Source organism: Arthrobacter sp. 10N43, assembly GCF_056394525.1.
In genome coordinates this window covers 193250-204580 of the sequence record NZ_JBFTIA010000009.1, presented here as the reverse complement: position 1 = coordinate 204580, position 11331 = coordinate 193250, and the positions used below count along the sequence as shown (strand labels likewise).

The window sequence follows — 11331 nt, the reverse complement described above, 5'->3', positions numbered from 1 at the left end:
CTACTTCCGAACCGCGTAAGTCTGTCACTCTGTCATATCCGTACTCACGGAACTGCCGGACTCTGTACAAACCGCGCCGGCCAASCCTGAACCGCCAAACGCCAGGGACGCCCGCCCGGCAACACAGTGAGTCTGTGAGTCCGTGAGTCAGTAGGCCCGCCCAATTCAGAGGTCCTGCTGGGAACCGCGGCCCACCCTGGACCCTGACACTCCGGACCCCGGAAGTCACGAACTCCGGGAGTCTGTAGGCCAGCAAAGTCAAACGACTCCGTGCCCCTATGTCCACCAAGTTCCAACAGAACGTGACTAAAAGTGCTCGGTGGCCTTGTAGTCAGGGGGCGGATAGCTGTCGGGCGCGATTCATTGGCCTTGAACTGAATCGCGGGGGAGTGGTCTGTTGAGCCCACCAGATGCCTAGGGTGATACAGAAGTACAGAGTTACAGAGTTACAGAGAAACGAAGTCACTGACTCTGTGCGTCTACGGCGTTTCTTCCGACTGAAGGGGAGTGGGGCTGGTAATTTTGGCGTAGCGCTTGCCGGCGACGTGGATACAGATGTTCTCTGCCTTTGATCGAGCTGACCCATTTTCTCGGGTTGTGAAGCTTTGGTGAGGTCCCAATCCGCCGTCGGTCCGAGTGCCATGGAAACCAAATTTAAGGAAGCACTCATGAGGGTCGTAGCTGTCGTCAACCAAAAAGGCGGCGCCGGGAAAACCACCACGGTGATGAATCTTGCCGCCGTTGCCGCCCAGAGCTCGAAAGTGCTCGTCGTCGACGCCGACCCGCAAGGGTCAGTAACGATGTGGGCAACCAATGCAGAGGAACTTCCTGAAAAGGAACAGCTGCAGTTCGACGTCGCGACTGAGACGGATCCGGAAGCGCTCACACAAATGCGCGATCTCGACTACGACACGGTCTTCGTCGATACCCCCGGTAACTTGGAAAACATTCAGGTACTCAAGGCCATCGTTAGCCAGTCGGACTTCATTGTGATGCCCACAGAAGCAACTCCTTTGGCCCTTCTGCCTCTCGTCTACACATTCGAGAAGATAGTCCAGCCCTCCGGTCGGGACTACAGGGTCGTCGTCACAAAAGCCGATTCGCGTTCCCCGCAAGATGCACTGGATGCACAGGAGATGTTGCGAGAGCAGGGGATCCTCGTATGCAACTCGTTTGTTCGAGCCTATAAAGCACACGAGCGGGCACCCATGTACGGAACGGTGGTTACTTCTTACGAGAAGACCCGCAACTCCGAGAAAGCAACTATGGATTACAAAGACGTCGCCCTGGAGCTGTTTAGTCTCTGGGCCAAGACCAGGAAGGGCTGACCTCGATGGCGCTCAAAGGTGGATTCAAGAACTTTGCCAACCAGACCCGGGAGATCAAAGAAGCCCCTCCCATAGACCTAGGTGGAGATGCGCCCGTCCTGCACATTGTCCATGAGGCCGCTGCATTGCATAATGGCTCACAATCGTCCTCGACAGCACAAGTTGCCACGCCTGCGCCGGCTGCTGAGCCTGCACGAACTGAGACAAATGGGGGAGTGGAGTCCGAGGTCGCGCCCAGGCTCGAGAATGCCCTGGTGCAGCCCCCTTTGACCCAAGAGATACAAGAGGTTAAGGGACCCGTTGTTTCGAGCCATACCCACTACACAGATCTGGTCCGTAAGGAATTGCGGCTGCACGCAGACCAGGCTGATGAGCTGACAGCGCTCGCTTCGAAGGTTCAACGTGCCCGCAGGGAAAAGGGGGAGCGGATCACCGATAACACGCTGATCCGCGTTGCCGTGGACCTGCTGATGGAGCGCCAGAAGGAACTGGTGGGTTCTACAGAGGATGAGCTCCGCGTTGCCTTGGGCCTGGCCCCACGGGCCTAAAAATCCCCGTTTCCTATCCCCAGGAGGACCTGACTCCTGGGGATAGGACCCTAATGCTCTGTAAGTACGTTATTCACAGACTGACAGAGTCCGTCACTACCAGACTGCCAGACTTATTGCCTTCGTTTTGGTCCGATCATCCCGCCTGTGTGAACGCCATGTCCGTCAGGGCCCACTCGTCCGGTGGACCCTCGAAAGCCTCCCACGGATAGTCCTCACCGGGGGAGAGGAGCTCAGCGACGGTGTTGACGTTCTTGGACAGCCATTCCTTCCACAGGATCCGTTCGATCCGGTAGCGCTGCAGCTGCGCTGCGACAGCTTCCATGACCCCGAAGTGCTCGGCGAGGTCTTTCAGTGACGTCGATGCCACCACCGACCAGGCCCGTGCGTGGTTCCGGGCGATCATGTTCCAGGCGGCCATCACCTCAAGCGCCTCACTGACAGCTGTCCTCGAAAGCCTGGTCAGCTTTACGATCTCGGATGCTGACAGGCCGGGGGAGTGCTCGAGTGCTTCGTACACGAAGGCCGCCGGCAGTCCCAGTTCCCTGAAAACTGGCCGAAGCGCGTGGATTTTCCCCTTCCGCCAAGTCAGGTCTTCAGCCGCCGTCTTCACCTCCTCAGGCACGGTCAGCATGTAAAGGTCTCCCTTGGTACCGCGGCCCCGTTCAACGAGGGTCACCAACGGGTCCTTCTCGTTGCGCAGGGCTCTGAGGTGTGATCCGACCGTGGTGTGGTCGAGGCCGGTGGCCACCGCGATGGACCGGTCACCGAATTCAATGAACCTGGACGCCGTCATGTGTGCTGCCTCCCCCAACGACCTCAGCACCATTCTCCTGGCCAGCCCTGTCCTTGACTCGGTGTAGGCATGTTCCTTCAACCGCAGTGCATTTCGCCAGGTCCGGATGAACCGATGCTCACCATCGGGATTCGATGAAATCGGATTTCCCTGCAGTACGGGGGGCTGTGTACTTGGCTGGCTTGTGGGGGAAATACGGGCATTGTTCTTTCCGTCCCTGGTCCCGGCGTTTTTGCTCAGATACGCGATCGCATTCAGCCAGTCCCTGCGCAGCGCCGGGACACGGTGGCCGGAGGCATAACGGGCATAAAAAGAGGCCAGCCCCGGCCAGGTCCCCTGCAACATCCGGCGTTCGACGTCGACGAGCTCCAGCCCGGCGGCCGCAGCCCCCGTGACAATGGCCTGTCGTGCCTCCGAATCGGAGGCGTACCGGTTTGTGTCGTACAGCCCCGTCTGGGCCATCAGCTGCATGGCCCGGGACATCCGCCCGGCCGGGTGCTGGAATCGGGACGTCTCGGCGGTGGCCGGTGTGACCGTGCCTTCCAGACGGAGTGCCCTGACCGCTGCGATCTGCCCCGCCAGGTCGGCCTTCATGGCTGCCCAGACCGAGGTCGTGTTGGGCCGGCGGGCAACGTCGTAGGCCATCGACAACGACATCGCCAGTTCCTGGTGGCCGCCGCGCTTGTGCGGGGATCCGGGTGTGCGCATGCAGCCATGCAAAAGGTTCTGGTGCGGGGTCTTGTCCAGGCTCCGGTACCGGGTGCCCAGCGCCTCGACAAGATCACGCGCTTCAGAAAAAGTAACCCGCTGCTCGAGCGGGATGTACACGTGCCGGCCGCCATTGGGGGAGTAGTCCTCAATCCACCGCGCACCGACCGAGTGCAGCCAGGTCTGGACGGCCCGGACATCGGCTTCGACCCAGTCAACACCAGCAACGGACGAGTCAAAGTCAAGGAAAATCGCAGCGCACGTGCCGTCCTTGCCAAAGATCCGGACGGCAGCGGGGAAGGCCGGAAGCGCTGGCGTTAGGGTTCGTTCATGTTTTTGCGGGTAGGACTTTCCGCCGTCGCGGGAAAGGCGCATGCGAGGCTGCCCGGCAAGCAAGAGAGCTAGTGCGGCCCAGGCTTCGGCAGGACGGCATAGTGCATGCGGCGCGCCCGAACTCTGTGAGTCTGTGCATGCGCGCATCTCGTGGGGTACGATGATGCTATTCCTCTCAAGGGATAGGAAGATGCCCGGACCGCAAGGCCCGAGTTGATTCTCAAGGACTCTCTACCTCGTCGCCGGCAAGCAAAAAAGGTAGTGAGTCAAATGCTTAGAAGGCCCGCCTCGTGCGGGCCTTCGTCATTTAAGAGGCGATGCGGCCAATGGGCAGCTCCTCCTGAAACTTAGGGTGGTCGTGACGCTCCAGATCGACTTCAAGCTGCTTTGCTACAACCGAAGCCACGTAGTCCGTGATCGTGACGCCCTCCGCTTCGGCCACCTGCGCGACCTGGTCGGCCATCTCGGCAGGCACACGAAAGCCAATGTATTTGCGGAGGCCCTTACTGGGGCGCCCGCCTCCCCGATGTGCAACAGCAGTCATGTGTCATGTCCTTTGAATCTCGTACAGACTGTCTTCACCTGTACTGGCTTCAGTGCTGTAAATCGTTCGTACCCCTCAACAGGTTTTAGTTACTGTTTTAGGTTCCTCCGAACCTAGCATTCAGGGGACCGCTGGAAGCGGATTTGGTTACTGTAACTACTCGGCGTGTCGCCTTCGTTACATTGCCATTCCCTTTCGGGTAGGCGACGCCGTGACGAGCCGCCTACAGGGTCTGGCCGTCGATTGCCCTCGGTGGCGCGGATGTCGACGGATATGCGGTTCGCGCCGAAAGTAGCGTCTACGCCGCGGGGCCGCACGAAACCTCAACGACCATGTCTGCCTTCTGATAAGCGACGAGTTGCGCGGGGGCGGTCGCTCGCTTCCCGATGACCTCGCTCAAAACGCGTCTCGATCATTGCTGCTCAGGTGTCCAGTTCTGGGTCATCGGGATTCCTGTTCCTTCTTTGACTGCTGCTGTTTTCGGAAGCTTGGTAGGGTGGCTCCTTGCCAAGGCGCGTCTGGCGCTGATTTCATAGTACACATTACTGAAATTTTTTCAGTTGATTACCGGAGCAGCTTAGATATGGAACAGGCCGCACTGACCGCGGACGTCATAGAGACCTTGAATCTTCCGGCGTACCCGGATCTGGGCGACGTAGTGTACGCGGTTGAAGAGAAGTACGGCAAGCGTCTGATCTTCGAGGAAGGCACAGTGGAAAGCCTTGGAGAAGGTGTTACTGGCCAGTGGCTCGATACTCCCGGCTATGGCATCGTCCGTTACCTGCGTGGTGCCAAGGCTTGGAGTGTTCACGTCATTCTGCATGAACTTAGCCATATCCTTTTGGGCCATAAGGGGAAACCTCTCGACGGCCTTATCGCAGGGTCTTTCTTTTCCGGTATCGGTAAGCGGAACGGTGTCAGCTGGATGTGCCGTGCAGTGGACGTTCCCCTAGACGAGGCGGAGGCTGCAGCCGAAAGATTGGCCTTTGGCCTGGCGCAGGTTCTGCATGCCACGCCCATGAAAGAGGCCACGAAGGCCGAGCGAGTGTTTGGCCTATGATTGCTGCTGCGTTCTGGATCCTGGCAACGGTATTTGTTTTTCGCCTGTATTTTGCCGCTCGGTGGGGCTCTTCCACGGCCTTTATTGGTGCGATCGGGATCGGTGTCCTCGGCCTCTTTTTTACGGGCGTCGTCTTACCCGAAGAATCCATGGACGCTGCTCTCGGCGGCGTCAACTTTCTGCACCTTGTTCGCAATATGTGTGTCACGTGTGCCGTCTGGCTGGTACGGGAGGGAATCTTCGCTGCCTACTCACCTGACGATAAGTACCGAATCCGCTTCAGCCACGGCCCAATTGCTGCTGGCCTGGGGGCAGTTGTGATCACGGTTCCATTCCTGTTCCAGCAGTTCGTTCCGACGACTTTGAGCTACGTGCCGGAAAATGTCCAGCAGCTGCCGGTCTTCATCTATGCCAGCGTCTACATGGGCATTTTGGCGTTGCTGGCTGTTTCCGTCCTTCGCATTTGCCTCCGGCCTCAGGAAAGCCTGCCCGTCCGTGTGAGTTCCCGGGTTGTCGCATTCGGCATGGCGATGGTCGCACTCGCCTCCTTCGAAGAGATCGCGTACATGACCGCCATGCACATCGATGTGGGCGGTTCCTATCTCCATCAGGCTTTGTACGCCCTGTTCAGTCCGCTGTTCTACGGCGGGGTTCTGCTCACCTCTCTCGGTCTGGGCATCCCCCCGCTTGTTAAGGCGTGGCGCCGGCTACAGCTTTGGGACCGGGTCGCCTTGGTCTTTCTTACAGCCACGCTGGGGAGAGCCTACTGGGGGCACTCCCGTGCAGCGTGGTTGGCAGGCATTGCGAGCAGCTTCTACGACACGTGCCCCTCCGCGCGCCTGTATGAGTACGTTATTCGCTCCAGCGATCACAAGGTCGTTCTCTCCGGGCGATCCACACCTATGCTTGCCAGCCGTGTCCTCGACGCGGTCCAAGCCCGATTTGATGGCGGCGTCGGTTCCCTGGAATCGGTGCTGCCGGTAAAGGCACCTCAGTGACAGCAGCAACCACGACCCGAACCACCGCAGAGAGGTCCTCCACAGCCGTTGGGCGTGTGGCCAGGTCCGCAACCGAGATTGCGCAGCCGCCCTTGGTGTTGTCTCTCCTGTTGATATTGGCTTCTCTGCTGAGTGACCGGTGGGCGGTCTCTATCTGGTCGGGCATTATCGCTGCATTCTGCATCTGCCTTGTGCCATTTGCTGTCGTACTGATGCTTGCCAAGAAAGGCCAGCTGACGGACCACCACGTGGGAGACAAGAAACAACGCCGCCCGGTCATGCTCTGGACCTTGGGCTCGTCACTGCTTGGCTGCGCAATCCTCGCCGTCATCGGGGCACCCCAGCCCGTCTGGGGGCTAATTGGCGGGATTCTTTGCGGGATTGTAGCCCTCATTCTGGTCAGCCCGATCTGGAAGATATCGGGCCACGCAATGACGTTGGGCGGCGCGACCGTGTCAGCGGTACTGATGTTCGGCTGGCTCGGTCTTCCGTTCGTCGTGGCGGCCCCGCTTGTCTGCTGGTCCAGGGTCTATCTCCGGGATCACTCAGCTCCTCAGGTCATTGCCGGGTTCATAACCGGTGTAGTCGCATTCGGAGCCTCATATACTCTGATTGTCGGTTGATCTTCACGTGGCACTCCACGAAGCCGCCAAGGCCTCGCAGGGGGTCTCAACGATGACGGAATTAGAAGGAGGGCTGTGACTTTGCTACCGGTGGCAGAGCGCTTCCCTCGGGATGTGGCCGCCCTGGTTGGCCGGGAGCAGGATCACGCGTGAATTCGAACGACAACCCCATAGATCCTCGCAGCGATAAAGAGGTTCTCGCGTCGAAAATCCAACTTCTTCTGGACATCGTTCATGCCAAAGACGCCGACAGCTTCACGTACGAAGACGTTCGACAAGGTCTCGCGGAACAGGGGCTCACGCTCACCAGAACGCGCTGGCATCGGCTACTGGCCGGTTCCCCTGATAACCGCTGGGATCCGGAGCTACTGAAGGCACTGGCGTACTTTTTTGACGTTGACGAGAACTACCTGCTTCAGCGAAGCGGTCCCATCCCGGAGCGCGTCGAGGCTGAACTCCGCCTGATAGAGGCTTACCGCATCGCCGAGGTAGAACACTTCGCAGCGCGGGTTTTGGGAGAAGTGAACATCGACGCCCTTCGCGCGGTGACTGAAGCACTCCGAAACCTTCCACCCAGGCACGAGAAGAAACGCCCGACGGACTGAAAATTTTCACTACTGAATTTTTTTCAGTAGACTCAGGGGCATGACATGCTCTAGGCGCCCGCTACGGCCTGACCATGCGCATTGAGTGGCACTAAAGGTGCGGCCCCTACGACAGGTTTGGGGGGTAGTAGGGGCTGTACCTCCGCGGCGACCGCACCTCAGATGCGCACTCGGGTCGCAGCCCTCATGGGCCTAAATCTCGTTACCCACGCCCTTGATCTACAGGCTGACGGGGTGGCCCGCCGTCTCGAATGCGGCCACATTGAGCGCTTATTCTCCCGACAGATATCTCATGTAGATGAGGCCCTGCGCCCGCAGCCTGGCCAAGTCTATGGAGTAGTGAACGCGTTGCCCGCTGCGGGCCCCAGCTTCGCCTGCGGCGGAGACGAGCCCTTCAGCCTCAAGCGTCTTGATATGCGCGTAGACCTGCCTGTAGTCCACGCCGATACGTTTAGCGATATTTCCGGTGGTGTCGCCGTCAAGATGCTGGGCCAGGTCCCTGATAACAGCCGCTCTCAGCGTGTTGGCGTTGAACACGTTCAAAGCCCTTCCGGCCTCGTGAGGCGGCGCAAGGAGCGGCTTGTAGATGCGGGGCATTCGTCAATTCTCACGCACCGTCGCAACTTGAAAAAGCATCAACGTATTTTTGGTGATGCTAGCATCATTTTAAAAATGATGCTTCTAGTCCGTTGAGAGAGCCGAGAGGGGAGCAAGAATGAAGCCGAAAGGGCTAGCGATCGGTGCGGCACTGCTGGTGCCAGCGATGTTCCTGGGGCTGGCCTTGTCGATCGTTCTGCTCTTCAGGTCGCCACCGGCAGCGGCCGATTGCAGCCCCGCGGTTTCCGTCTCGATCAGCGCCGATACCGAGGTCGACGGGTACTCATCTGAGCAGGTGAGGAACGCTGCGGCGATCATGAATGCGGGCAAGTCCCTGAACCTGTCGGCCAAGGGCCAGATGGTCAGTGTGATGGTGGCCCTGGGGGAGTCGGGCCTGCGGGTTTTGGATATCGGCGACGCGGCTGGGCCGGATTCCCGGGGTCTGTTCCAGCAGCGGGATAACGGCGTCTGGGGTTCCTACGCGGACCGGATGAACCCGTCGACCAGCGCGGCCAACTTCGTCAAGGCCCTCCAGAAGGTCGACGGTTGGGAGCTGCTGGAACCGACGATCGCAGCGAACCGCGTTCAGCGCAACGCGGACCCGTATCACTACCGGCGGTACTGGGACCCGGCAGTCAGGATCGTCCAGGCGCTCTCGGACGCGAAGTTTTCCGTCACCGGCACGGGCTGTGCGGTTCCCGGCGCCTCCGGCGCGGACGATGACCTGCCGTGGGCCACCGCCGCGATCTATCAGCCGAGCGTGTTGGGGATGTTCAACCGTGAGTGCGTCGACTTCGCCCTGTGGCGGGTCAACCAGCAGCTCGGCAGCACCGCGGCCCCCTACAGGATCCTCAACAGCACATTCCGCCCCGACGGAGTGAACCTCGGCTCGGCGCTGTCCTGGCGGGAGGGATGGAACGCCCGCGGCTGGCCGACCGGTCCGGCGCCGCGGGTCGGCGCGGTCGTCTGGTACGCCCCGGGAGCTGGGGGAGCGGACCCCACCTACGGCCACGTCGCCGTCGTGAAGGCCGTCAACGCCGACGGGACCTATCTGGAGGAGGGCTACAACGGCAACCCGGCCCCCGAGGACCACAAGTACTACACCCGGACCGTGAACAACGAGGTGCCCAGCGCGTTCCTATACGTGCCGGGCTCGGAGGAGCAGAAGTGAAACGACCCCTGACAACCCTGGCCACCGTACTTCTGTGCACGGCGTGCGCTCCTACGGCGACCACCGGCGGCGGTCCGGAACGCCAGCTCGTCCCCATGTCTCCCGCAGTGGTATCCGTGGCTCCCTCCCTCAGTGCCGGCGGCAGGTCCCAGGCCCCGGGCGGGACCGTCCCGCCCACCTCCGGCATCGCCTGGGATGACGAGAGCAAGACCGAGGCCGCCAAGATCGCGACCCGGGCCATGGCCGACTACGCCCGCCCCAAGGAAGAGGCCACCCAGTGGGCGAACGACTTCGCCCGCTGGCTCACCCCGCAGGCCACGGCCGACTACTCCACGGTGGACCCGGCCAACATCCCCGTCTCCCGGGTGACCGGGCCGGCGACGCTGGCCGTGGATGAAACCAACGGATACGGCGTCACCGTCACGGTCCCGACCGACATCGGCCACTACACGCTCCAGCTGCTGCGCACCTCCAAAGACGCCACCTGGAAGGTCAACCGGCTCACGCCGCCGGCTTCCCGCTAACCCAAACCACCCCGCTCGAGAAGAGGAAGAAGCCCATGGGTCTGACCCCGACAGAGGTACTGGCTTTCCCCAAGATCCAGGCCATCGTCCGTGACAACGGCACCGCCGAAGTCGTCGTGGCAGGGAACTCCCGCACCGTGGCGTCGGCAGAGTCCCTGCAGCAGCTCCGCGAGAACGTCCTGGCCCTCGTGGTCGGGGAAGCCAGGACGCTGAACCGGGCCGTCCGGGTGACCATCGATGACCCCGAAGGACACGGCGAACTCATCGTCAGCCCCGACGGCAGCAAGGAATCCGTCAGCTACACACCCAAGCCCGCCCGGCGCCGGGCCGAGGCCCAAACGACCACCGCCGCGCCCGTGGTGACGGCGGCCGCCATCGAGACGGCACCGATGGAACCGGCCCAGCCGCAGGCCGCCCCGGCGGACACCACGCCGAAGGGTGAAGCGACAGCACCCCTCGGAACCACAGCAACGACAGGAACGACCATGAATCCCACCCCCGCAGCGGCCCTGGCCGCGGGGGGAGCCCCGACGCGCCGGAGCCTGAAAGACACGTCCTTTCTGGTGAGCGCTCCGGTACCGGAGCCGGCCACGCAGGGCTGGCGCGGCACCCTGACCCGGCTGGGGCTCCGGATGGACCCCTCCGAAGAAGAACTCTCCGAGCGGGAGGACATCCGCACAGTCAGCCAGCACTGGCCCGGCCCGCGGACCATTGCCGTGGTCAACCGCAAGGGCGGGGCGAACAAGACCCCCACCGTGGTGATGCTCTCGGCCATCCTTGCCCGCTACAGCGGGGCCGCCACGGTCGCGTGGGATAACAACGAGTCCCAGGGCACCCTCGGATGGCGGACGGAAAAGGGCGCCCACGACCGCAGCGTCCTGGACCTGATCGACTCCTCCCAGACCCTGCTCTCGCCCTCGACCAACGCGGCCGAAATCGCCAGGTTCGTCCACCACCAGACCGCCGACAAGTTCGATGTCCTGCGCTCGGATGAAAACGAGGAAGGCGATCACGAAGTGACCGCCGAGGAAGTCGACATCGCCCACCAGGTCCTCACCCGCTACTACCGGCTCGTGGTCATGGACTCCGGCAACACCGCCCGCGCCGCCAACTGGCGGCGGATGATCGATCACACCAACCAGCTCGTTGTCCCCGTCACCGCCATCGAGGACCGCGCCGAAGCCGCACGCCTGACGCTGCAGACCCTGGAATCCCGCGGCGGGCACGATGCGGAACTGGCCCGCAACGCCGTCGTGATCGTCTCCGAGTCCACCGACGCCAAACGCAGCATGAGCGGGGATGCCCTGAAGCGGTCCAAGGACGAGGCCCAGCGGATCGCCGACGGCTTCACCCCGTTCGTCCGCGCCGTCGTCCGGATTCCTTACGATCCGGCCCTGGTCAACGGACCCATCCGCTATGAAGCCCTCCAGCCCGCCACCCAGCGGGCATGGCTCGCGGCCGCGGCCGCCGTAGCCGCTGGCTTCTGAACCACTCAC

General features: G+C 61.7%; 12 protein-coding genes. 9 read left to right on the top strand and 3 right to left on the bottom strand.

Features of this window, described 5'->3' with window-relative positions; genetic code table 11:
• Positions 1-668 precede the first annotated feature (668 nt).
• Both AC1DDO_RS17345 and AC1DDO_RS17340 read left to right on the top strand, forming a co-directional pair.
• On the top strand, positions 669-1328 hold the full coding sequence (locus AC1DDO_RS17345) for a ParA family protein (RefSeq protein ID WP_476850955.1): 660 nt from the start codon (positions 669-671) through the stop codon (positions 1326-1328).
• Between the two features lie 5 nt (positions 1329-1333).
• Entirely contained in the window at positions 1334-1876 is a 543-nt protein-coding gene (locus AC1DDO_RS17340) for a hypothetical protein (RefSeq protein WP_476972395.1), read from the top strand.
• A 136-nt stretch (positions 1877-2012) separates the two neighbouring features.
• Here AC1DDO_RS17340 and AC1DDO_RS17335 read toward each other — a convergent pair whose 3' ends face one another.
• Both AC1DDO_RS17335 and AC1DDO_RS17330 read right to left on the bottom strand, forming a co-directional pair.
• Positions 2013-3755, bottom strand: a complete 1743-nt coding sequence (locus tag AC1DDO_RS17335; RefSeq protein ID WP_476972394.1) for a MarR family transcriptional regulator — start codon at positions 3753-3755, stop codon at positions 2013-2015.
• Between the two features lie 265 nt (positions 3756-4020).
• Positions 4021-4257, bottom strand: coding sequence for a hypothetical protein (locus AC1DDO_RS17330; RefSeq protein WP_116768077.1), 237 nt, complete (start codon positions 4255-4257; stop codon positions 4021-4023).
• A 583-nt stretch (positions 4258-4840) separates the two neighbouring features.
• On the opposite strand from AC1DDO_RS17330, the gene AC1DDO_RS17325 reads away from it, so the two are divergent.
• The 4 genes from AC1DDO_RS17325 (at position 4841) to AC1DDO_RS17310 (ending at position 7543) form a co-directional block, all read left to right on the top strand.
• Positions 4841-5317 (top strand): hypothetical protein, encoded by a 477-nt coding sequence (locus AC1DDO_RS17325; RefSeq protein ID WP_476850958.1) that lies wholly within the window; start codon positions 4841-4843, stop codon positions 5315-5317.
• Complete coding sequence (locus AC1DDO_RS17320; RefSeq protein ID WP_476972393.1) at positions 5314-6315, top strand: hypothetical protein; 1002 nt, start codon at positions 5314-5316, stop codon at positions 6313-6315. Before AC1DDO_RS17325 ends, AC1DDO_RS17320 begins: the two co-directional genes overlap by 4 nt.
• Complete coding sequence (locus AC1DDO_RS17315) at positions 6312-6938, top strand: hypothetical protein (protein WP_476972392.1); 627 nt, start codon at positions 6312-6314, stop codon at positions 6936-6938. The genes AC1DDO_RS17320 and AC1DDO_RS17315 overlap by 4 nt, the downstream gene beginning before the upstream one ends.
• Before the next feature lie 149 nt (positions 6939-7087).
• The gene (locus tag AC1DDO_RS17310) at positions 7088-7543 is read left to right on the top strand and encodes a hypothetical protein (protein WP_476972391.1); all 456 of its coding nucleotides are present in this window, start codon (positions 7088-7090) and stop codon (positions 7541-7543) included.
• 270 nt (positions 7544-7813) lie between these two features.
• Here AC1DDO_RS17310 and AC1DDO_RS17305 read toward each other — a convergent pair whose 3' ends face one another.
• Positions 7814-8140, bottom strand: coding sequence for a helix-turn-helix domain-containing protein (locus AC1DDO_RS17305; protein WP_476972390.1), 327 nt, complete (start codon positions 8138-8140; stop codon positions 7814-7816).
• A gap of 118 nt (positions 8141-8258) precedes the next feature.
• Between AC1DDO_RS17305 and AC1DDO_RS17300 the strand changes: the two genes are divergently transcribed.
• Genes AC1DDO_RS17300 through AC1DDO_RS17290 form a run of 3 tightly spaced genes read left to right on the top strand, consistent with a single transcriptional unit; the run spans position 8259 to position 11322 of the window.
• Positions 8259-9311 (top strand): CHAP domain-containing protein, encoded by a 1053-nt coding sequence (locus AC1DDO_RS17300; protein WP_476972389.1) that lies wholly within the window; start codon positions 8259-8261, stop codon positions 9309-9311.
• Positions 9308-9835 (top strand): hypothetical protein, encoded by a 528-nt coding sequence (locus AC1DDO_RS17295; protein ID WP_476972388.1) that lies wholly within the window; start codon positions 9308-9310, stop codon positions 9833-9835. The genes AC1DDO_RS17300 and AC1DDO_RS17295 overlap by 4 nt, the downstream gene beginning before the upstream one ends.
• A 35-nt stretch (positions 9836-9870) precedes the next feature.
• Entirely contained in the window at positions 9871-11322 is a 1452-nt protein-coding gene (locus AC1DDO_RS17290) for a MinD/ParA family ATP-binding protein (protein ID WP_476972387.1), read from the top strand.
• Positions 11323-11331: the final 9 nt, after the last annotated feature.

Coding starts and splice junctions, on each gene's coding strand:
- AC1DDO_RS17345 (WP_476850955.1), top strand. CDS start 669: ATGAGGGTCGTAGCTGTCGTCAACCAAAAAGGCGGCGCCGGGAAAACC.
- AC1DDO_RS17340 (WP_476972395.1), top strand. CDS start 1,334: ATGGCGCTCAAAGGTGGATTCAAGAACTTTGCCAACCAGACCCGGGAG.
- AC1DDO_RS17335 (WP_476972394.1), bottom strand. CDS start 3,755: ATGCGCCTTTCCCGCGACGGCGGAAAGTCCTACCCGCAAAAACATGAA.
- AC1DDO_RS17330 (WP_116768077.1), bottom strand. CDS start 4,257: ATGACTGCTGTTGCACATCGGGGAGGCGGGCGCCCCAGTAAGGGCCTC.
- AC1DDO_RS17325 (WP_476850958.1), top strand. CDS start 4,841: ATGGAACAGGCCGCACTGACCGCGGACGTCATAGAGACCTTGAATCTT.
- AC1DDO_RS17320 (WP_476972393.1), top strand. CDS start 5,314: ATGATTGCTGCTGCGTTCTGGATCCTGGCAACGGTATTTGTTTTTCGC.
- AC1DDO_RS17305 (WP_476972390.1), bottom strand. CDS start 8,140: ATGCCCCGCATCTACAAGCCGCTCCTTGCGCCGCCTCACGAGGCCGGA.
- AC1DDO_RS17300 (WP_476972389.1), top strand. CDS start 8,259: ATGAAGCCGAAAGGGCTAGCGATCGGTGCGGCACTGCTGGTGCCAGCG.
- AC1DDO_RS17290 (WP_476972387.1), top strand. CDS start 9,871: ATGGGTCTGACCCCGACAGAGGTACTGGCTTTCCCCAAGATCCAGGCC.